The organism is Idiomarina sp. MD25a (assembly GCF_001870515.1).
GTDB lineage: Bacteria > Pseudomonadota > Gammaproteobacteria > Enterobacterales > Alteromonadaceae > Idiomarina.
Genome location: NZ_MDGT01000003.1, coordinates 507,341 through 528,880, shown reverse-complemented (window position 1 = coordinate 528,880; position 21,540 = coordinate 507,341). Strand labels below are relative to the sequence as shown.

Below are 21,540 nucleotides of genomic sequence, written 5' to 3'. Positions count from 1 at the left end.
TAACCTTTACCACTTAACACCGCGGAAAATAACATCATTACGGATGTTTCCTTTGTAGTGCTCGGCAACTCGAAGCATCTGCTCCATTACGTCATCAGTTAAGTAATGCGGTTCAACACCAATATTAACCAGCCCTTGGTAAGTTGGATTATAATAATGCTCTTCGGCTTCCTTACGCGGGTTCTCGATGCTCTTGACTTCTACATTTAGACCCATTTTATCACCAACTCGCTTGGTAATTTCCGCAAGGTCCTTAACACTAAATGTTTCCATAATTTGGTTGAAGATACGGAGTTCACCTTTGTCAGCAGGTGTCTCTGTCGACTTGTGAACACACTGCAAAGTATCCTTAATGTTTAGATACCCTCTTGTTTGACCACCTTGCCCATATACAGTCAACGGGTAGCCTGCCACAGCTTGCACTACAAACCGATTAACAACGGTTCCGAATACTTCATCGTAGTTAAAGAGCGTTTTTAAACGATCGTCAATTGCGGACTCTTCAGTTTCATTGCCATATACAGGACCTTGCATCAGGTCAGTTACCTTAAGGTCCCACATACGAACTGCGAACCACATTAAATCAGTGTCCATTACCTTAGTCGTATGGTACAAAGAGCCTGCCTGGCGCGGGAACAAGAACTTGCCTTTGCGTCCTTTATGTTCGATCTCCAGCCAACCTTCTTCGATGTCAATGTTCGGTGTACCGTATTCGCCCATGGTACCTAACTTAATAATATGCGTATCACGCGAAAAATCCCGAACCGCAAATACCAAGTTATTAGTAACACGCAGGTTATTCGTGATAGTGATATCCGCGTGCTTGTAATCCATCAACGAGTATGGAGCAGAGGGCTGCTCAGCATAGTGAACGACTGTTTCTGGAATACCTGTAAACTCAGGGTTTACCGCCCACTGATACTTAACGCTACCGTCAAATAGTGAGCGCATGACTTCGGGATCAGTTAAATCTCCGATCACGACCTTGATTTCTTTACCCGTGTGCTCGTGCCAAATTTTTGCGCGCTCTTGCAGAGTAGGTACGGGGTATAGCATACCGACATCGATTTCATTGCAAGCGTGACGGCGAAGGTAATTATCAACTACGGTCACTTCGTAACCACGTTGTGAAAAGTACATTGCTGTTGGCCAGCCTAGGTAGCCATCACCACCTAAAATAAGAATATGTTGTGACATCTTTTGACCCTTAGTTTTGTTAAGTTACTTAATCTTCTAGCAAGTTGTGTTCTTGTAAAAACGCCGTTAACTGTTCTTTGCTTAACGGTGTCTCAAATTCTGAATTGTATGGATTATCAATACTGTCGTTTAACTTGCCAGGATAATCGTAATCGATATTTTCGTAGATACTATCGAAAGCAGGACGCACCGAGAAATAGCTCTCAAGCTCTATTGTGCGGCGTGTTTCTTCACCACTCATGAGCTCCTCATAAAGTTTCTCGCCAGGCTTAGAACCAATCGTTTCGACCTTGATATCTTCAGGATTGTGACCGTACTTCTCTGCTAATTGTTCGATCATGCACTCGGCGAGGTCTTTAATGCGAATAACAGGCATTTTTGTAACGAAAACTTCGCCACCTTTGGCCAAAATGCTTGAGTCGATAACTAGCTTAGTAGCTTCCTCTATACTCATGATAAACCGAGTCATCCCCGGATCAGTCAGAGTAACTGGACCACCCTTTTTAATCTGGTTTTTAAAAATTGGAATAACAGAACCACGAGAGCCTAAAACGTTGCCAAAGCGGGTAGAACTGAATATTGTTTTAGTGTTTCGATACGAGTTGTTTGCAGCAGTAATTAGGCGTTCGCCCATCAATTTCGATGTGCCCATTACGTTGGTTGGATTAACCGCTTTATCCGAACTCGTGAAAATCACGCGCTCAACTTCAGCGGCATTGGCTGCTTCAATAATATTTTGGACGCCTATAATATTTGTTTGGACTGCGTCATATGGAGAACGCTCACAAAGCACTACGTGCTTATAGGCAGCAGAATGAAAAACGACATCCACACCCTTAAATAGTTGTGTTAGCTTTTCCTTGTCTCGCATATCGCCTAGGTAAAAGCTCGCGTTTTTATTATTTTGGTATTCTTGCTGAATAAAAAACAGCTCAGACTCGTTGTTATCGATGCCGATTAAGTGGCCAACCTCGAATTGCTCAAGTAATTGCTTAACAAGCTCAGAACCAACGGTTCCACAGCATCCGGTAACGACAACCGACTTGTTTCTTAGGTGTTTCATTGCTATTCCCATTTCTTAAGCTGTTTATGCTATTCATCTGTCAAAAATATCCTTATGCTAGTTTCATCCATGATATCAATAAGCTGATTCTTCGTTCGCTTAGTTAGCCAGTCCTCAATGTTCTCAACACCGAAGATGCCGTCCGTTAGCGACCTTCTGAAAAAGCTCTTAGTTTCGTCCACTTTTCCCATCAATGCATTTGCTCTTGCCAGACGGATATAAACTCCAGTCATGAGCATTGCTTTTATATGAGCGTCAGAAATTCCCCATCTCGACGCCAAATTCACGCACCTTTCTTCATTCTTCGCGTCATCTTTAAACTGATACCCTGTAGCTGCCAGTAGTACCAGCAACTCCCGATTTGCTTTATCGGCGAGGCTAGCGTTGTCAAGCTCTATCAGATGCAAGAAGTGGCCCTCCAGCCAACTTTCTACGGCAGCCTTAAGCTCACTATCCTTACTAACTATGTCGGGTAGACTTAACTTGCTCGATTTTACTGTCTTATTTATGTTGTTTTGAATCTGACAAGTGTCAGTATATTCGCTCGCTGAGTTTGAGAGTTTTCTATTGAGCTCTCTATTAAGCGCCGACAATTTCTTACTTTTTTCTTTTTCAGCACTGAGTTCTTTCTTTAACAACGAATTCTGTAATGATACTTCATCAAATTTAAAACAGACACGTTCAAGTTGCAAAAGTTGATTAACAGTTTTAGTGCCTCGGATACCAAAGTGATTAGTTATTAGCCAATCAACAACTTCTTCTTTGAGACACCCTTCTGAATAGACTCGCTTTGAACAACTTACGACGCTTAGCGATGCTAAGTTATTCAGCAACCCATGATCTTTGAGAGCCTTCAATAGTCGGAGCTCTTGCCCAGGTAAGTTGATATGCAAATCAAAGCTCTCACCACACGCGAAATCATTAATTAGTTCATGAACTGCAACAGACATGCGTTCAGTAGCGCTAACAACCCTTAGATTCGGCAAGACTACCTTAGCATCTAGAGCACTATAAATTGATGATAGCTCGGGTATCGAATATTCAAAGAACTTGCAAGCTTCACTGACGTCGCTAACTACCTTATTGATTATTGTCACATTTGGAACATTTCTATAGTTGCGTCTCAGGCTAACCACATGCTGTTCCGACGCATCTACAAGAACCAGTTTAGTTTCGTTTTTATCAATTTGAGCTAACGTTTTTTTGTCTGACGGTATACCAAGATAAAACGCAGTTCTCGCTGAATGGGGTGACGGCATATGGTTACTCACTGCAAGTTCTCTTTATTTAACTAATGACTTCAAATAGTCACCATAGTCAGTCTTAGACAGAGAATCCGCTTGTGCCAGCAGTTTATCATTAGATATCCAGCCTTGATGCCATGCGATCTCTTCCAAACAAGCGATTTTCAATCCCTGACGGTGCTCTACCGTCTGGACATATTGACTGGCCTCGATAAGGCTGTCATGCGTCCCTGTATCTAACCAAGCAAATCCGCGCCCAAATTTCTCAACACTAAGTGACTTTCGCTTCAAATACTCGTTATTGATACTTGTTATCTCAAGCTCACCGCGTGCGGAAGGCTCTACATTTTTTGCAATCTCTACAACCGAATTGTCGTAAAAATAAAGTCCCGTAACTGCATAGTTAGACTTCGGAAATTCTGGCTTTTCTTCAATTGATACTGCGTTACCTTCGCTATCGAAATCAACGACGCCAAAACGTTCGGGATCTTTCACCCAATATCCGAATACCGTCGCACCTACATCTTTTTGGCTAGCTTTAAGGAGCTTCTCTGTAAAATGCTGACCATGAAATATATTGTCACCCAATACCAAGCAGACACTATCAGTCCCTATAAACTCTTCGCCTATTGTGAATGCCTCAGCCAAGCCTTTAGGTTCTTCTTGAATTTCATACTGAATGTTGAGCCCAAACTGACTACCATCACCTAAAAGACGCGCAAAGCCAGAGTTGTCCTCTGGAGTAGTAATTATTAATACATCACGAATCCCGGCTAACATAAGGACAGAGAGTGGATAATAAATCATTGGTTTGTCGTATACAGGTAACAACTGCTTCGACACACCAAGAGTAATCGGGTGTAAACGCGAACCGGCCCCGCCGGCAAGTATTATTCCTTTTCTAGCCATGACTAAACTTGTCTTCCTTCTGCTCTGCCAAACTTTATGTAATGAATAAGCGGATTCTGCCCTGATTCCTTTACATCAGGATTTTTCGCTAAGTAACTTTGAGTCGAAAATAATGGGCTAGGATCTCGCATTTCCAAATAGCCACACCTAACATAATGGACAACAGGCCCTGCCTTAAAATCGGCCACGTCAGGATATTTCGATAAATACCAATTGCTATCAAATAAGTCAGACTGTGAGAGTATATAAGCGTCTTTTTTTTCCTTCGTTAAAGGTTTAGGCTTCTTACCTAACATTTTCTTGAGGAACGAAAAGCGTTCTTGAGGAGGCTCTAATTGAGATGGTTGTTCTCTTATTTTCGCGACACTTTGAATGATTTGCTGCTCTCGAGCACTTATTTCTTGCTCTAGCTGACGAAGATAGTTTTTTGCTATCTTATCGGCTTGCTGAACTTCCTGTGCTCTTAGCTCAATCTCTTTGCACTTCCTCGACTCCTCAATTACTCTGTCCTGACAAAGGTGTAGCTGTTTCAGGAGCAAGTCATTTTCTTCTAACGAGAGCTTAAGTTCGCCTTCTAGCTCTCCCACACGCTGCAATGGTCCTACTAGCGCTAGCAAGGTATCAATTTCGTTATCTAACTTATATTCCTTTGCTTTCAACCTACTTTCATGACAGCTTGCTTCCAACCATGCAGCCGAGCGTCTAATTTCTGTATTTTTTAATGACTCAAGCGCACTAACTACTAAATGAATAGGCTGAGCCTTCTCGATATTATCGCTCGAAAAAATGCCTAACTCGCAGAGTTCAGGGAACTTACTGTAGGTTTGTTCTGCTACGCTCGCGATTTCTAACCAGTCTCGGGCGGCAACATCAATTGATACGCCATTAGCCAATTGATCAGCTATAAAACTAATGCTGTCGCACACCCATATCTCACAACTTTGCTCGAGCGTTAACTTAGTCAAGTCTGATGCAGCTTTGATATCATAAAGTCTAAATTTTTGTTTATTCACCGTTTTTCCTGCTAGTTTTCATCAGATAGCATTGAGTTGAATGTATTTTCTAAACTGAATTGAAAGCGCTTCTTATTAAACTTTTCTATCGCATATTGTTGCTGACTTTTTGCAGTCTTTAAAAGTTTGTTCCGGTCATTCGACCACCCACTCAATACCTTCAACGCTTGATCTATATTTCTATATTCGATAAGCCCCACACTTTCATCTGGGAAGACCTCGCTTATCGCTCCCCAATCGTAAGCAATGACTCCTCGTCCAGCCAAAAACGCCTCTAAAACAGTTCTACCAAAAGACTCTTTAAATAAAGAAAAACTTACCAAAATATCAATTTCTTGCATTACATCTTCAGGGGAACTTCTATAACCTGCATAGGCTACCACACTGCGATCACTTAGCCGATCTAACAGTTGTTCTAAGTAGGCTGTCTTAGGGCCGAAAATATAGAAGTCGACTTTTAACTCTGATTTTGCAGCACGCTCAGCCAGTTCAATGAAATCTGATAACCCCTTTTTCTCGACATTACTACTGGCTATACCTACTCTCAGTCTTGAACGATTCGATATATCCGCAAAATCTACAGGGTTAATATTGCTCACGTTGGGAATAACATCAACACGCGCATCTTGTGCTTTGAGCCATGACTTCACAGCATTTGAATTGACGATGAAGCGATCAACGTTTGATAAAATATGTTCTCTGACTTCATCGTGTGTTGCATTAAGTCTTTCACACAACGACGGATCAAATTCAGGCAACTCACGGACATGCATTAACAAAGGAATATTGGCTTCTTTTCCGGCTAGTAAAGGTTCATATAGCACACACGTATTGAGATAGCAGAGCTCTACTCCATGTATTTCAAAGTATTTTGATAAAACACTTACCTGGCTGGAAAACGCTCTGCGGCCTTTTGTCCACCAAACTGTCGGCAGGAAAACGACCTTAGTCACCTCTTTTCTTATTTGATTGACGTAATCTAAGTTAGCAGCGTTCGGCAGAAAAACCGTCATTTTATAGTGACCCGCGTGATTTAAAGCAGTAATTACGTCGAGAAAGCTACGTTCTGCACCAAAAGAATATGGGGACAGCCAGTGAGCAAACAAAGCGATATGTCTCGCATTTGTATCACAAGATTTTAGACCATCGATGTCTACAAGCGTATTAGCTGAGACACCAATATTTATAGCGTGGTTTATAACTTGGCTTTCACCAAAAAGATCATACTTATACTTAAATCCACTTGAACTAAAAATCGGGTTTGGATCTCTCAGCTCCCTTTGACCGTCGTGAAAAAAGTGCTTCAGTAAATCATTTACTTGACTCGCCACGTCATCGTACACAGACGCGTACCAATTCTCATCAAAGAAGCCGGACTCCTCGAGAAGAAGTAATCTATTATGAAAATGCTGTTCCTCAGTAGCCCGTAACATCTCCTCGGGAGCTACAAACATTCTTATCGATGGTGCCTTTTCTACATAAAGGTTGTTTGTTGTTCTATGCCAAGCTTGAGAGGCATCGTGATATTTTTTGCGTAAGCCTTTATATTGAGTTCTTAAATGAGTATTTGAAGCTCTGCTAAGAGAGTTATGCTGCATTCGGCCAAATGCTAAAGGTACACTAGGCAAAACTTCTTCGATTGCCTTTTCACCATACTTTTTGATTAAACGGAAATAAAATTCAGTATCCCCGTTGACGTTCACTCTGTCCCAGAACCCCAACTCATTGTGCACTTGTCTTCTGAACATTAACGAAGATACATTGCGGTAAATCAAGCTGCCGTCGATCCGCCAATGATTAAATAAAAAGGACTCACTCGTTCGCACCCAGTGACTCACGGTTGCCATTAACGTCATATCGTTAAGCAACGGCATAACTTGGCATTTGATTTTATCAGGGTGAGACCAGTCATCAGCATCATGAGTCGTGATAAAGTCACCAGACGCAAGTGCTAAACCGTCATTGCGCGCACAATAGGCGCCCTCATTTTTTTCTTTTGATACTAGCCTAACTCGTGAGTCTAATGCTTCCCATTGACTGACTCGACGCTTTGACTGATCTGTGGAACAGTCGTCCACGACTAAAACTTCAAGGTTCTGCCAACTCTGATTTAATAGTGAGCTAATCGCGGTATCTATCGTTTGTTCCGCGTTAAACAGTGGAATAATGACACTTACTTTTGACCTCTCTTTGCAACGCTTACGGATGTTACTAGCTATGGTTCGGTGACCCTTAATATTGTCTAAGCATGCGGGCGAACCAGAATCTCTTACCGTAAGAGCGCTTAAATGCCTTTCAGCCTGATAAACTTCATTTAGTTTGTTTAGAAAATCTGAGCCACTAAGCAACATCGCATTCGATAAGGTTTTATCATTGGACTCTTTAAAGTGTGGAGAACTTAAAACCTGTTTTGCTGATTCAATTTTCCCTAGTGAAACAAATAAGCTGACCGCGATTAGATAAGGAGACGGGTCTTCTTCCCAGTAGCTGCAATTATCTAATTCGAAAAAGCGATTAATATATAGCAGAGCACTGTTTTTATCATTATTGGAGTGAAACCAGCGAGCTAAAACCAAGCTACTCCAGCTTGCATTTAGATTTGATTCTGTTGCCGACGCTTTAAGCTTTGACAATTCCGCTTCGTCACCTAGATTTTCCCACAATGAAGATTCCAGAAAGTAGGCGCTATTTTCACAAGGCCAACGCCCCTCTTGAATACCGTGATGGACAAAATGTTCAGCAGCAGTAATGCCAGCAACTGTGACATCTGGATACTTTTCTAAGTACCAGTTCTCATCAAGAGTAGCTATAATGCGCTGCTGAAATTCACTATTCATAAAATCGTGTCGAAAATTGGTGCATTAACCAACAGTTTTCCGCTATCATCCTTCTGTGATAATTGCGGCTTACTGCTCTCATCGACCGGCCAATCGATCGCTAAGCTTGGATCGTCGTACCTGATACTATGTTCATCTTCTGGGGAGTAATAATCTGTGCATTTATACGTGAATTCAGCTGTTTCACTCATTACATAAAAACCATGTGCAAAACCGGGCGGAACCCAGAGCATCTGTTTGTTCTCATCAGATAGCTCTACACCAACCCACTGCCCCAAGGTTGGTGAGTTCTCTCGCAAATCGACGGCAACGTCAAAGACCCGACCTTGCGTAACGCGAACCAGTTTGCCCTGAGGTTGCTTTAATTGGTAGTGCAAGCCGCGTAAAATCCCTTTACGTGATTTACTGTGGTTATCTTGAACAAACTGGTAAGGACCGCAGTGTTGTTCAAATTCATTTTGACGAAATGTTTCCATAAAAAATCCCCGCTCATCGCCAAATACCTTTGGAGTCAGAAGTACCACATCGGGAATTGAAAGTGCTTTGTAGTCCATTGCTAGTTCTCTCGTCTTTCGTATGTTTGCACTAGTGCATTCTGCCACGTTGGCAGCTCAATGTTGAGCACAGATTCTAGTTTATCAACCTTTAAACGTGAGTTTAAAGGTCTACTTGCTGGAGTTGGATACTCTGAGGTCTGTATACTGTTGACTTTAGTTACCTTTAACGAATGACCTGCGGTTTTAGCAATATCGAATATAGCTTCTGCGAACTCAAACCAGCTCGCAGAGCCTCGCGTAACTAGGTGATAGACCCCACCTTCCATTTGCGGACTTTTTAATGCTTTAACCGTTACCTCTGCGATCACCGAGGCAGGGGTCGGCGCGCCGATTTGATCGTCTACGATACTGAGCTGTTGCTTTTCTTGCGCTAGTTTTAGCATGGTATTCATAAAGTTTTTACCACGATAACTGTAGACCCAAGATGTCCTAAAAATAATCGCATCTGCCGTATTGCGCAGTACCGCTTGGTCACCTGCTAGCTTGCTATTCCCGTATACGGATAAAGGTCCCGTTTGCGCATCTTCTCCTCGTGCAGAGCTACCCTCACCCGAGTAGACATAATCGGTAGAGTAATGAAATAAGCGAATACCCCGTGCAGCCGCAAAGCGAGATAAAGTCTCTGGTAGGTGTGCGTTTAACGCAAATGCGAGTTCCACCTCTTCTTCTGCTTTATCAACTGCTGTGTAGGCCGCTGCATTGATTATTATATCGGGTGAATAATCTGCTAGCGCTTCTAATACCGCATTTCGGTCGTATAGATCGAGTTCGCCCCGAGTGGGGGCGAACAGTTCATAATCACGCTTTAGCAAATTATAGAGTTCGTAACCGACCTGTCCTGTTACGCCGGTTAAGAAAATCTTCATGAGCTTACTCCTAGCCTTTCGCCTTGGTAGCTACCGTCTAAAACACGTTGCCACCAGTCTTTATTTTCGAGGTACCAAATGACCGTTTTACGTATCCCTGAGTCAAAGGTCTCGCGTGGGCGCCATCCTAGCTCACGTTCTATCTTCCCTGCATCGATTGCGTAACGAACATCATGTCCTGGGCGGTCCGTTACAAACGTAATTAAATCACGATAGTGTTCAACGCCTTCCGGCGTCTGAGGCAAAAGCTCTTGCAACAGGTCGCAAATAGTTTCGACCACTGTTAGGTTGGCTTTTTCGTTATGACCACCAATATTATACGTTTCACCCGCTGCACCTTGCTGTGCCGCACATATTAGTGCGCGTGCGTGGTCCTCAACGAAGAGCCAGTCGCGTATTTGCTGCCCATCACCGTACACGGGTAGTGGTTTGCCTTTTAGCGCGTTTAAAATCATTAACGGAATCAGCTTTTCCGGAAAATGATAGGGACCGTAGTTATTTGAACAATTAGTGACGAGTGTCGGTAAACCAAATGTACGATACCAAGCGCGCACCAAATGATCTGAGCTCGCTTTACTCGCCGAGTAAGGTGAGCTAGGTTGGTAACGTGTGGTCTCTGTGAACAGATCGTCGGTGCCCTCTAAATCGCCATACACTTCATCGGTCGAGATATGATGGAATTTAAAATCCGATGCCTTCTCTGGCGCAACCGACTTGAGCTCACTCCAATAGGCTCGACAACACTCAAGCAGTGTATAGGTCCCCATAATATTGGTATTGATAAACTCTGCGGGACCATCAATCGAGCGATCGACATGGCTCTCGGCAGCCAGGTGCATAACATAATCGGGTTGGTATTTATTTAATACACGCTCTATTTCCACCGCATCGCAAATATCCACTTGCTCAAAGTAGTAACGCTCACTCGAAGAAACCTCTGCGAGCGACTCTAAGTTGCCCGCATAGGTGAGTTTGTCGACATTCACAACCGTGTGACTGGTGCACGAGATAAGTTCTCGTATAACGGCTGAACCTATAAAGCCGGCGCCGCCTGTTATTAAAAAAGTTTTATTATCCATCTTGGCTCACTCACTTATAGTTCGAGTACTTCGAGCATGCGCTCATTGACTTCAATTACATTAAATTTCTTTTCGGCTAGCTGCCGACTCGCTCGTCCCATACTGACAATCAACTCGGGATTACTTATTAACTTTTCCATCGCATCTATCAAGCTCTGCTTATCATGCGGCTTGACCAAATAACCATTGATCTCATGATCTACGGTTTCTCTACAACCCGGCGCATCGGTGGTAATAATTGGTCGACCGATTGCCAATGCCTCTTGGCTACTACGTGGTAACCCCTCTCGGTAGTAACTGGGAAGCACGAAGACACTGCTTTGATGCAAATAGTGGGTGACATTATCAACATGTCCAAAATATTTAACGACACCTTGATTTATAAATACACTCAATTCCTGTTCACTGATTCCATGAAGTGAGTCAGGTAGGCCAATCAACCAAAACTCCACTAGAGGATACCTGTGTTTTACTTCCTCAGCTGCCTGCAGGTAATAACGAATGCCTTTTTCGTTAAGCAACCGACCACTAAAAATAAACCGAATGGGCGATATAGGAGGTTCGGAAACAGCGAACTTATCCAAGCAAACACCTATTCCACCGAGTAACGTTGTCTTTGGTTGTTTAGCCCCACAAATTTGCGCAATCTCTCGTTCGTCGTCGTGGTTGAGCAGAACCAACATGGTCGCCTTAGGCAATATCCATTTAAACAATCGCTTCTGAAACCATTTTGCGAGTACCAGTCGGCGGCTTTTCTTACCCTCGGTTTCGGTAAACGGTCTGCCGAGCCCCTCGAGTTTTGCAACACGGTGAGGTACTTTGGCTAGCCACGCAGCATAAGTCCCGTAGAGCGCCGGCTTAGCAAAGTAGCAATAGCTCACTGTAATTTCGAGACGTTTAAATGCGCGGTACAACGCCCACACCACTTTTAATTCGTGCAGTGGATTCAACGTGTAGCCGTCTAGTTGATAACGCACCGGGATAAAACCTAAGCCACGCACGTAGGCTTCTGACTCTTCGGTATAGTCTATCGCAAATGCGTATACACGGTGACCGCGCGCCACCATTTGCTTCATCAGCTCCCCACGGAAACCCAGCATCACATGTACTTCTTTGCCCACGACAGCGATACGTTGCATGTTACTTCCTCCCGCTTATGCGGGTCTGTATTTTGCGTAATAACAATTTTAATTTTGCGCTAAGACGCGTTGGTTGAGTTCGACGCTCTGCAAGTAATTGAACCGTTTGTTCGGGGGTAACTTTTGATCCCGACTCTGGATCCACGTAACGCGCATATAAAACCAGTGTGCAGTAGATAAGCGTAGACAAATCCACTCGCTTTGTACGTCGTTCATTAGGACTCTTATCAGACGTTAAGCCCCAGCCGCTATAAAACGGCTGTCCATAGCAGGTCACGCGTTTGCCTCGCAGCAGCCCCTCGAACCCACACAATGACGTCATAGTGTGCACTTCATCTACACATTCCAGCACGGTTGATATATTGATATCGGTGATATAAGCATCGCAATATGCCAGTGCATCACTCGCTATGTTCTGACTCTTTCTCAAGCCTGCGACGACATCGGGGTGTGGCTTGTAGATAATATACGCATTAGGGTTGTTTGCTTTAACTTGCTTGAGCAAATCCAAATTGGTTTTTATATTCGGTGAGCCCTTTTTGATACTGGCATCGGTTTCTACTTGACCTGGCACTAAAATCGCTTTTTTATTCTCGGGTAACTCAATGGCTTTGTTACTGCCCGTATTGTACTTACTGATATTGTTTTCGATCAGCAACTGTTTTAAAGCCTCGGCGCGCGCGCGCTCGGTTTCGGTAAGTTCAGTCGTATTCAATAATACTTCGAGATCGGATGCCCGTGTGGCATCAAAATAGATGCCTCGGGTATCACAGACCCAAGAGCACGGTCGCTCCAATGCTGCACCTAAACCTATAGAGCGAATAAACCCGTCTTCGACGTGGACCACGTTAACGTCTTTATTAAACCGCGCTGAGTCGTAATCGATACCCCAAATATACGCGGTCTCGCCGCCTGGCACTTGTTCTGGCTGGTCAACAAAAACAGGCTCCAGTTCGTTAAAAAACTGAAGCCACGATTTGCGCCAATACGGGCGGGTGCCAACAATATAAACCATAGGATTAGTGCTTGTGATCGCGCACGATGGCTCTACCTAAGTGAACAATAGCCGCGATGAACAAGGTAAACACCAGCAACACCACAAAATTATAGAGTCTATCGGGTTTGGTTGAATATTCAGGTAACAACGGGAACTCCAGTATAGACACCTGCTTAAGTTTACGTGCGGCTTCAATTCGAGTACTTTCGAGCGCAATCATTGCGTTTGAATACAGCTCCAAAGCAAATTCAGCACGTAATTGAAGGGTTTGGAACTCCGCAGACGTTTTGTTCAACGCATCACCACTTTCACGGGTTAACTTGGCTTGCTCCTCAGTTATTTGCTCGTCTAATGAACGAATTTCACGAGTTATTTCCATCACTTGTGGTGACGTGCGACTTTGGTAGTCAAGCAGTGCCGTTTTACGTGCGGCGAGGGCTGCACGCTGTGCTTGTAGTTGCGATACCGTGGCAAAAATAGCTTGTACGGTTTGCGAGGGTGACACGAGGCCGTTCTCATTTTGAAACTGCAGTAAATTATCACGCGCTTTAAACAGGCGAGACTCAAGTTTTGCAACCTGCTTTTCGATAAACTTAACTTGCTCCTCGGCGAGTCGTTGCCCCATGCTATTCATGTGACTCTCACCCTCTTTTAGCAGGGTTTGAACGATAGCCTGCGCCATTTCTGGATCAAACGCTTCCACCTGAATCTGAAGTACCCCGGCATATTCATCGAATTCTATCGACATATGCTCAAGCATATATTGATGAAACACTTCGATAGGAGCATCTTTCTCTGACAGCGCTGACCATGAGTCGATAAAGTCTTGCGAATAGTGGCTTCTTAGGTCGAGATCTTTTTGTAGCGTCTTCAACATGGTCACCGACAGCAAATGCTGACGAAGCAAAAGTAAATCGCCAGAGCCTTGTGTCCCTGATAGTAACGAGCTGATGTTCATTGAGGACATACTGACCTCAGGGCTCTCGAGTACGATTTGCGCGCGCGATACATATCGGTCCGTTGCCATGACCCCCCAATAAATTGCGCCAACAATGATAATGATTGCTGCGATAGCCCAATGCGGTTGGTTTTTAAAAAAGTCTTTCATTTAGTTTGCTTCGCTTTTTTCTTTTTTGGTTTATGCCCTACGCTATCGTAATAAGCATCGATAGCATCTTTGAGGTCATCGAACCAAATGGCTTTACCTTCATGCAGCCAAATACCTGACTGGCACAAGTCTTCGAGAATTTTTGTCGAGTGAGAAACCATAATGAGACTTGATTGCCCGACTCGCTGCTTGAACGCCTTCTTAGCTTTTTGCTTAAAGGTCACATCACCCACGGCTGTCGCTTCATCGGATAGGTAAATATCGAAATTAAACGCTAAAGACAACCCAAACGCCAAACGCGAGCGCATACCGCTCGAATAGGTCCTTATGGGCTGGTCGAATGCCGGTCCGATTTCGGCAAATTCTTGAACCTCATCAATAATGCGATCAATGTCGGCATTACCACCGTGAATGCGAGCGACAAACTTTACGTTTTGACGCCCGGTCATGGAACCCTGAAAACCGCCACCTAAACCAATTGGCCAAGAAACGCGACAGCGCTCGATAATCTCACCTTTGTCGGGCGAGTCCATTCCACCAATAAGCCGTAACAGCGTTGACTTGCCCGCACCATTTTTACCGACTAAGCCGACGGATACACCGCGGGGAATTTTAAAGTCAACGCCCTTAAGTACCCAGCCACCACCAAACGGGCCGTGGTAACGCTTCCAGACGTCTTTGGCTTCGATCATGGCGGGTTCTTGCTGTTTATCCATATTAGCGCGCCACCATTCTTATCTTAAACTTCACATGCAGTGCCAAGCCAAACAATATCGTGCAAATGGCCCACTGATAGACGTACCAGAGACTCACGCCTCGCACCGGATGATACGTGCTAAAAAATTCTGCTCGGATAAGCTCAACCGCATGAAGTAGTGGGTTGTATAATAGAAATTCCTGAATACCGTGAGGCATAAATTGTATCGGTAAAATAACGCCTGATAAAAAGTACAACGGCAATGAGATCAAATTCACAATTTTCGCTGACTCAGGAAAAAAGGTCACCATGACCGATGTCATTAACCCCATTCCTAAGCCTAGTAGGGTCATCGCTAGTAGCACTTCGACCGCTTCTAGTGGCGCATCGGGTATCATCTCATGGCCCAGCCCAGTGAACATAAACACCATAATCATTAAAACAAAAGCTTGTAGCTTTGCTTCCATGGCGCAGCGCACCAACACGGTGTCGGCTGGGTGTACCTGACGATAAGCGAACAATGCCTTATTTGATTGGATCGCGTTCATACCCTGTATCCAGAGGGTTCGAAACATAATGTATGTCGTTATTCCAATAACCAACCAAGGAATAAATTCAGCGCCCGGTATCAGTCTGCCTCGGCCAATGAAGTCTCGCACTGCGACCAAAATAACGATATGCAAAATAGGCTGCAGAAACAACCACACCGGCGCAAAGCGGTCCGTCGTCATGCGCGAGACAAACTCACGCATAAACAACGCTGACCAAACGTGCCACGCCACTAAATAAGGGCTTCGCACCGTATTTGCTGGATTCTGGTCTTTCATTTAGAGATCCAACGCCACCTTGGTTGCCACGGCAATCTGGTAGATGATTTGTGTAATTGACTGCGCGACTTGTAAGTTCTTCGAGCTGACCGCAGGCAGCACCAGCACCTCATCCCCCGGACGCAAATCGGTGTTATCTGATTCAATCACTTCACCGTTTTGGCGGACGATCAATATGCGATCTTCGTTCGCACGCTGAGTAAATCCACCCGCTCCATTGATGTACTCCTCAACCGACTTGCCATCAACATACACGGCGGATTGTGGCACATAAACCTCGCCACTCACGAGTACTGAGTCGGTTTTAGCCGGCAGTGTCACGACATCGCCATGTTGCAGTCGAATATCGACGAGTTGGTTATCGTTACTGACGACCAAACGCCCACTCGGCTTCACATTTCTTGCCTTTTGCACAAACTCACTAATTAATTTAGCTTCTTGAGCGCGCACAGAGGCTTCCTCCGCCGTTGACGAAGGCGCACCTAAATAAGTTTGCTCTAAGCGGTTTAAACTTTCTTCTAACGCTTTCTTTTGTCGTTCGGCAACGCTTTGACGTCGAATCGAGATGTTTTTGTAGTCGGTTTCTTGTGGGTCCACGGCGACTGTATTTAAGAATTCCATCAATCGCGCGTTTTTAGGCAATACAAAATACGACTGACCTAAATATTTACCCTCGACTTGCACCACGATTTGATCGGCACGCTTATCGGCAAAGAATGCAATCTCATCGCCATCGGCTAGCGACTCATCGGCGAACTGATCAATGGTGACGTAGTCTGCTACAGGGTTACCCATGCGTGTGCCCACCACGAGTGCATGCGATACGCCTGGGTTTAAGCGGGCTAATGACTCTATTCTACGACCTTTAACACCTTCGGATTTTAACTCGTAATGGTAAGCACGCCCAACATCGCCATAAACGGTGACTTGTGGACCGCGCGATTTGACTAACAGAGTGTCACCCTCTTGCAGTTGTGGCTGATTAAGCTCGCCATCAATGAGGAAATCGTACAGGTCAAAGGTTTTGATAACTTCGCCATTGCGGATTAAATCGATGTTACGAAATGAACCTAGCTTGTTATCGATACCTGACGCTTGGTCTAAAAAGTAAAGAATTGAGTCACTGGGCACGCCTGCATATTTGCCGGGACGTTCGACAAAACCCGAGACCATCACACCAACAGGTTGCACACCTTGTACATTAGTATAGACGTTCACATTCTTAGGGTAGGTCGTTTTAATCGCGGATGTTATCACTGAATTAAGCTGAGCAGCCGTGACACCTTGAACTTGTACGGGCCCGACTGAAGGAATAAAAACAAAGCCTTGCGCATCGACAGAAAGCACCGAGTCGACTTCCGTAGCTCCCCATACACGCAAGGTAATTTGATCACCGGGCAAAATGCGGTACTGTGGATTAAGGCCATCTGAGCGTTTTACACGAAAGCCCCCGTCAAATACTTCGGCCCCGAACGGACGAATTTGGTTGCGTTCTTCGGGCGACAGCATTTCTTCCATCACCGGACCGTATGTGCCCGTGCTCCAGCTACTACGCACCTGCTGTTCGGCAAATTGGGTCGAAAGCGGCGAACGCGGATCGACATCACCAAACACTTGGCTCTGCGACATATCCGAGGTAGGCGTTTGGTTTGAATCTGAAGCAGTCACACCCATACGTTGTTCAAGCTGTTCGCGTTGCTCGGGTGTCAAGTCGGAGATACTTTGAGCCGAAGCGGTTACGCTCACTAACGACAAAAGCAGCGCTGCGATGCCTTGTTTTGTTCCTTTCATTTGCTGCCCCTGTTAACCATACTATCTATCGTTTTCATTACTCACTCGTTAAACTTTTTGTAGTTTACCACTCGCACCGTGCTTTAGAAACTAGTTAAAGCGCTGCTAAAACTGCTCAAAGGCACGACTCAACCCCCATTCAGTGCGGTAGTCACACAACACCACCGTATTGGTTTGCGTCTCGGCCTCGAGGCACTCGCGTCCGCTCGCTGCGAAATATCGTTTAACGATAGTTACGTTATAGTTGCGTTGGCTGCGCGTAGTTAAACTGAGTGACTGTCCTGGCACGGCGCTAGCGATGGCATCATAGTTAGGTGATAAAATATAATCGATACTTTGGTGAGTGCCCTGCCAATCACTGTTGTTATCTTTTTCGGGTTGGCTTGCACAGCCGCTCATACCTAATACGAGCACCCCTATTAGCGCTAACTTATTCATGTGCTACCTTATTTGTCCTTACCACTCATTATAAAACCGGCTACGCGCATCGGTAATACCATATAAATGCGCTGCGCGTTGCAACATTTGTCCACCATCACGGGTGAGCGGCGTCCATCCAATGGCGCCTCGACCGGTGCTGTGGTTAATTTGTAATAGATCAAACGGGATACTGATAAAGAAGCCTTTATTGAAGCTCCCCTCACCAAACTCTTCCGCTGATACGTTTGTCTTCGCCGCAAAAGCGCCGACGATAATACCTGAATCAAATTTCTTCTCAAATTTGACGTTCACACCCCAGTCTTTTGCAAGGAAACGCCCTGCCGACACGGTCAACAGTGTGTTGTCAAAGAAATAATCCGTGCGCAGATAACCCGTTAAATGCCCGGTTAGCACGTCGTAATCTCTAAATCCGAGATGATTTTCGAAGCTACGTTGGCGCGCATAATTGATATCGACACCCACCGCCCACGGTTTATCGAGCGGGCGATAGAGCCATTCGGTCCCGATACCGCCAAACATGCGCTCAAGATACCCACCGTAAAAGGAGCTGTAAAGATTGTCTTGCCACTCTTTGACATAGGTACCCTGTGCACGTGTGAGTACAATGTCCGATTGCGTTGAATATTCACGCACATAGGTTCGCACGCGCGGCAACGGTGCTTCGCCGTCCTCAACGAGATAATTAAATTTATCGTAATTATCGACGATGGTGCCACTGATTACACCATTGACTAAGAAGTTCTCGGTAGGCACCCAATTAAAATAGCCGTCCATGCGCAGCTTGTACATGTAGAACGCCTCGGGCCCACCAAAAGACTGCTCTAAGAAGGGACGGAAACCGATATCGGGTAGCCCCAGTTCACTGGCGCGCTCAAACAACAGTTGGTCGTCATCATCTTGATTAACGTTAACCAGTTGGTAGCTATCTTTGTAGCGCGTGGTAAAGTCGGCGCGGTAAAATGCTCGTTTAAAGGTGGGCGCATCGACATTCACTTGGGCGATAGGCATGCCGAGCACATCATCGACAAATTGATACTGGGTGACCGCAGCAGGTAAATAATTAGCCAGCACCGCTGCGGCTCTATCCAGGCTCATGGTTTCATAGCGATAGCGGCTTTGGTTACCCACTAACGTGACTTTTTTACCGTTATCGCTGAGGTAAAAGCGCTTCAGGTAAAAGCCACTGGCTTTACGCAACTTGCTGCGTAACTCATCGGTGTCCAGCTGATCCATTGAGGTGAGTTTTGGCTCGGTGGGTGCCGGTATCGGATCGGTGCGCTTGTATTGCGTCATATCGTCAAAGTTGGTACGGAAGCTAAACCCGAACATCCAGGTATTGCCCCGCTCGTAACTCAACTTGAGGTTGACGTTATCATTCACCCGATAATGTAAACCATAGTTCCAGTGGGAGTCCTGAATGATGGGCGTACGCGACGACTCACGCGAGAAGTCGTTGGCATCGTATTCGACTTTGACAATGAGCGGGTCCCAGGGCGTTTGGTACTCGATCCCACCAAATAAGCCTGCGTTACCGGTAAACCAGTCGCCAATTTCGAATTCACCGCCTTGCCCGCTAAGCTCGTTGGCACGATCACAAAAACGATCCGCTATATCGCACAACGGGTTATCGATATTGCCTGAGCGTCCTAAGTAGCCCCAACCGATACCTAAAGTGACATCGACAGGGCCAAAGCGCTTGCTTGCCGCAATGTACTCGGATGCAAATTGCCCGGTTCCGGCGATATCGCGTAAGCCTAAACTGGTTTCGGGTAGCCAACGGCTTTCTTCTAACAGTCTAAACTTTACATCAAGCCCCCGGTCTTTGTAGGTTTGGTCGCCACTAAAACCTTCTGAGTCGCTGTATAAGCGCGTTCTTACGTCGGTATAGCGAATGGTTGACTCCAGCCACGGGAACAACTGGAGACTCAACGCCATGCGACGGTATTCATCGTTATCGTAGTAAAGTACCGAGAACTCACCATCGCGGTTCATTCGTCCGGTCGGGGTTTGCATCAAACCCGCACCACCGATATCGGATTGCGTAGGCTGATAGATACGATCGGCACTGATATCTTGCGCAGACAAGTTGGGTAAATAACCTAACGCAGCCATGGTCAGTGTATAAACACTCAATTTTTTCATGACTGACCTCCGTTAGGCAGAATAAATTTTGCCAATAACATGAGTTCGAGATCCAACTGCTCGGTTTCGTCGGTAAGCCAATACTCTGAAAGTAAGCGCACGCTATGAATTAGGTTGCCCTTAATGGCGCATCGCTGAGCTTGGTCAGCGTTGACGCTTTGTATCGGGCTGCGTTCGTCGTGTTGATAACAAGCAGCGGGCAAACGCTTGTTGTAATAAGCAACGGGCTGTTTTGCCACGGTGCCATTGGGTAGCACACGCCATAAGAAATCATTATCGACACCCGCTAAATCCTCAGGTAAACCGAATGTCAGCGCTTTATGAGGAAAGCTGTAGAGATGCCAGTTAAACACACGACCATCAGCACGTGTTAACAGTGGGTTTTGCTGCAGAATTAGACGCGTTTGGTCCGGTGTTAAATTAAAGCTGTAGGTGGCTTGCAGTGGCCAACGGCTCACCTGCGCTGCCAGACGCTTAATGCTATCGGCAACCTGTTGTTCATCTTGGCGACTCCAGTGACGCGCCAGCTGATCGAGCTGTTCAACCATGCGCTCGCGGTGACGCTCCAGCCTAGCTTGTAAAAAGTCGCTGGATAGGCGGCTCGCTGACCAGTTAATTTGCGCGAGATCGTCGGCATTGAGATCGCTTAAAATACGCTCATAGACTTGCGAAATACGCTCGGGTTGGCTCAGTTCATAACTCTTTTGCCATGTGACATCGCCCGGCTGTTCGGCGCTCTGATGCAAGTAAACGTTTACTTTAACTTGCGCTGCAGCAGTCTGACTCACACTCATTAATACAACAAGAAGCAATCCAACGAATACGCGCATTAGTTGGCCCCTCTGTTCGAATTACTCGGTTTTTGTAAATCTTTTTTGTAGGGTTTGAGCTCTTCGGTCACCACTCGTGGTAATGCGTCGGTCAGTTGTTGCGACGACTTCACCACCCGCCCGGTTTCGGTGGATAACCAATAATCATTAGTCCACGTGGTACCGTTATCTTGGGTTATTTGTTCGCGCCAATGCACCGTATTAATTGAACGATTAATGGGGAGCTCTAGCGTTTCTGAGCCGATACGTGAAAATTGCGAGGTAATCGCTTGGATTGATGCCTCTTGTGCAACGCCTGACTGCACTTGAGCTTGCCATGTAAGTGAGCACTGACTATTTAGTTGCGTGAGACATTTAAGCGGATCATTGCTAAGATTGCTGACCCATGCCAGTTCATTTAAATTACCCGATACGCCCTGCGTTTGTATCACGCGACCATGGCGCGTGACGACCACTTCTTGATCGCCTGACAACCATTTGTATTGGTCGTTATCATCAAAGCCAAGCCCTAACGCAATGCGCCGCTGTTGATTAAAGCGTGCATACATCATAGGGTAATTAATTTCGTCCAATCGCTCTTGCGTGACCGTCACATCCTGATTGCCTGACCATGCAAACGCCAATGTCTCTTTCATCGACTCAACGCGGTTCATACATCCTGACAGCAGGACGACTGCTGCAAGACTGGGCAGAAATAAGCGGCTGTGGTGCATTGTTTTTGTTGTCATTCGACGCCGAGGAATTATCTATGGGTAAACAACTATAAACGAAAAAGCCGCCCGTGTTGAGGGCGGCTTTGTAAA

Annotated in this window: 19 protein-coding genes; all 19 read right to left on the bottom strand. The window is 45.5% G+C overall.

Annotated features, from left to right (window positions below; translation table 11 throughout):
• Nucleotides 1-6 precede the first annotated feature (6 nt).
• The gene (locus BFR57_RS06590) at nt 7-1,197 is read right to left on the bottom strand and encodes an NAD-dependent epimerase/dehydratase family protein (protein WP_071463209.1); all 1,191 of its coding nucleotides are present in this window, start codon (nt 1,195-1,197) and stop codon (nt 7-9) included.
• 28 nt (nt 1,198-1,225) lie between these two features.
• Nucleotides 1,226-2,260, bottom strand: coding sequence for an SDR family NAD(P)-dependent oxidoreductase (locus BFR57_RS06585; RefSeq protein ID WP_071463208.1), 1,035 nt, complete (start codon nt 2,258-2,260; stop codon nt 1,226-1,228).
• Between the two features lie 29 nt (nt 2,261-2,289).
• Entirely contained in the window at nt 2,290-3,531 is a 1,242-nt protein-coding gene (locus BFR57_RS06580; RefSeq protein ID WP_143441053.1) for a hypothetical protein, read from the bottom strand.
• A gap of 12 nt (nt 3,532-3,543) precedes the next feature.
• Nucleotides 3,544-4,413 (bottom strand): glucose-1-phosphate thymidylyltransferase RfbA, encoded by an 870-nt coding sequence (gene rfbA, locus BFR57_RS06575; protein WP_071463206.1) that lies wholly within the window; start codon nt 4,411-4,413, stop codon nt 3,544-3,546.
• 2 nt (nt 4,414-4,415) lie between these two features.
• Nucleotides 4,416-5,426: a hypothetical protein gene (locus tag BFR57_RS06570; protein WP_071463205.1), complete on the bottom strand. Its 1,011-nt coding sequence runs from the start codon at nt 5,424-5,426 to the stop codon at nt 4,416-4,418.
• 11 nt (nt 5,427-5,437) lie between these two features.
• On the bottom strand, nt 5,438-8,263 hold the full coding sequence (locus BFR57_RS06565; protein ID WP_071463204.1) for a glycosyltransferase: 2,826 nt from the start codon (nt 8,261-8,263) through the stop codon (nt 5,438-5,440).
• Complete coding sequence (gene rfbC, locus BFR57_RS06560; protein WP_071463203.1) at nt 8,260-8,817, bottom strand: dTDP-4-dehydrorhamnose 3,5-epimerase; 558 nt, start codon at nt 8,815-8,817, stop codon at nt 8,260-8,262. Before rfbC ends, BFR57_RS06565 begins: the two co-directional genes overlap by 4 nt.
• A gap of 2 nt (nt 8,818-8,819) precedes the next feature.
• A complete protein-coding gene (gene rfbD, locus BFR57_RS06555; protein WP_071463202.1) occupies nt 8,820-9,686 on the bottom strand; it encodes a dTDP-4-dehydrorhamnose reductase in 867 nt (288 codons plus the stop codon).
• The gene (gene rfbB, locus BFR57_RS06550; protein ID WP_071463201.1) at nt 9,683-10,765 is read right to left on the bottom strand and encodes a dTDP-glucose 4,6-dehydratase; all 1,083 of its coding nucleotides are present in this window, start codon (nt 10,763-10,765) and stop codon (nt 9,683-9,685) included. Before rfbB ends, rfbD begins: the two co-directional genes overlap by 4 nt.
• A 14-nt stretch (nt 10,766-10,779) precedes the next feature.
• Complete coding sequence (locus BFR57_RS06545) at nt 10,780-11,904, bottom strand: glycosyltransferase family 4 protein (protein ID WP_083405066.1); 1,125 nt, start codon at nt 11,902-11,904, stop codon at nt 10,780-10,782.
• Nucleotide 11,905: 1 nt separating this feature from the next.
• Entirely contained in the window at nt 11,906-12,919 is a 1,014-nt protein-coding gene (locus tag BFR57_RS06540; RefSeq protein WP_071463200.1) for a hypothetical protein, read from the bottom strand.
• Nucleotides 12,920-12,923: 4 nt separating this feature from the next.
• Complete coding sequence (locus BFR57_RS06535; protein ID WP_071463199.1) at nt 12,924-14,009, bottom strand: chain-length determining protein; 1,086 nt, start codon at nt 14,007-14,009, stop codon at nt 12,924-12,926.
• Complete coding sequence (locus BFR57_RS06530; protein WP_253183611.1) at nt 14,006-14,725, bottom strand: ABC transporter ATP-binding protein; 720 nt, start codon at nt 14,723-14,725, stop codon at nt 14,006-14,008. The genes BFR57_RS06535 and BFR57_RS06530 overlap by 4 nt, the downstream gene beginning before the upstream one ends.
• 1 nt (nt 14,726) lies before the next feature.
• Nucleotides 14,727-15,533, bottom strand: a complete 807-nt coding sequence (locus BFR57_RS06525; RefSeq protein ID WP_083405065.1) for an ABC transporter permease — start codon at nt 15,531-15,533, stop codon at nt 14,727-14,729.
• The gene (locus tag BFR57_RS06520; protein WP_071463198.1) at nt 15,534-17,324 is read right to left on the bottom strand and encodes a polysaccharide biosynthesis/export family protein; all 1,791 of its coding nucleotides are present in this window, start codon (nt 17,322-17,324) and stop codon (nt 15,534-15,536) included.
• 105 nt (nt 17,325-17,429) lie between these two features.
• On the bottom strand, nt 17,430-17,762 hold the full coding sequence (locus BFR57_RS06515) for a hypothetical protein (protein ID WP_071463197.1): 333 nt from the start codon (nt 17,760-17,762) through the stop codon (nt 17,430-17,432).
• An 18-nt stretch (nt 17,763-17,780) separates the two neighbouring features.
• Entirely contained in the window at nt 17,781-19,907 is a 2,127-nt protein-coding gene (locus BFR57_RS06510) for a YjbH domain-containing protein (RefSeq protein WP_071463196.1), read from the bottom strand.
• Nucleotides 19,904-20,737 (bottom strand): capsule biosynthesis GfcC D2 domain-containing protein, encoded by an 834-nt coding sequence (locus tag BFR57_RS06505; RefSeq protein ID WP_071463195.1) that lies wholly within the window; start codon nt 20,735-20,737, stop codon nt 19,904-19,906. The genes BFR57_RS06510 and BFR57_RS06505 overlap by 4 nt, the downstream gene beginning before the upstream one ends.
• A complete protein-coding gene (locus tag BFR57_RS06500) occupies nt 20,737-21,465 on the bottom strand; it encodes a YjbF family lipoprotein (protein WP_083405064.1) in 729 nt (242 codons plus the stop codon). Before BFR57_RS06500 ends, BFR57_RS06505 begins: the two co-directional genes overlap by 1 nt.
• Nucleotides 21,466-21,540 lie beyond the last annotated feature (75 nt).

Excerpts from the sequence above, each read along its gene's own strand:
- BFR57_RS06590 (WP_071463209.1), bottom strand. The coding sequence starts at position 1,197 with ATGTCACAACATATTCTTATTTTAGGTGGTGATGGCTACCTAGGCTGG.
- BFR57_RS06585 (WP_071463208.1), bottom strand. The coding sequence starts at position 2,260 with ATGAAACACCTAAGAAACAAGTCGGTTGTCGTTACCGGATGCTGTGGA.
- rfbA (WP_071463206.1), bottom strand. The coding sequence starts at position 4,413 with ATGGCTAGAAAAGGAATAATACTTGCCGGCGGGGCCGGTTCGCGTTTA.
- BFR57_RS06565 (WP_071463204.1), bottom strand. The coding sequence starts at position 8,263 with ATGAATAGTGAATTTCAGCAGCGCATTATAGCTACTCTTGATGAGAAC.
- rfbC (WP_071463203.1), bottom strand. The coding sequence starts at position 8,817 with ATGGACTACAAAGCACTTTCAATTCCCGATGTGGTACTTCTGACTCCA.
- rfbD (WP_071463202.1), bottom strand. The coding sequence starts at position 9,686 with ATGAAGATTTTCTTAACCGGCGTAACAGGACAGGTCGGTTACGAACTC.
- rfbB (WP_071463201.1), bottom strand. The coding sequence starts at position 10,765 with ATGGATAATAAAACTTTTTTAATAACAGGCGGCGCCGGCTTTATAGGT.
- BFR57_RS06545 (WP_083405066.1), bottom strand. The coding sequence starts at position 11,904 with ATGCAACGTATCGCTGTCGTGGGCAAAGAAGTACATGTGATGCTGGGT.
- BFR57_RS06540 (WP_071463200.1), bottom strand. The coding sequence starts at position 12,919 with ATGGTTTATATTGTTGGCACCCGCCCGTATTGGCGCAAATCGTGGCTT.
- BFR57_RS06535 (WP_071463199.1), bottom strand. The coding sequence starts at position 14,009 with ATGAAAGACTTTTTTAAAAACCAACCGCATTGGGCTATCGCAGCAATC.
- BFR57_RS06530 (WP_253183611.1), bottom strand. The coding sequence starts at position 14,725 with ATGGATAAACAGCAAGAACCCGCCATGATCGAAGCCAAAGACGTCTGG.
- BFR57_RS06525 (WP_083405065.1), bottom strand. The coding sequence starts at position 15,533 with ATGAAAGACCAGAATCCAGCAAATACGGTGCGAAGCCCTTATTTAGTG.
- BFR57_RS06520 (WP_071463198.1), bottom strand. The coding sequence starts at position 17,324 with ATGAAAGGAACAAAACAAGGCATCGCAGCGCTGCTTTTGTCGTTAGTG.
- BFR57_RS06515 (WP_071463197.1), bottom strand. The coding sequence starts at position 17,762 with ATGAATAAGTTAGCGCTAATAGGGGTGCTCGTATTAGGTATGAGCGGC.
- BFR57_RS06510 (WP_071463196.1), bottom strand. The coding sequence starts at position 19,907 with ATGAAAAAATTGAGTGTTTATACACTGACCATGGCTGCGTTAGGTTAT.
- BFR57_RS06505 (WP_071463195.1), bottom strand. The coding sequence starts at position 20,737 with ATGCGCGTATTCGTTGGATTGCTTCTTGTTGTATTAATGAGTGTGAGT.
- BFR57_RS06500 (WP_083405064.1), bottom strand. The coding sequence starts at position 21,465 with ATGACAACAAAAACAATGCACCACAGCCGCTTATTTCTGCCCAGTCTT.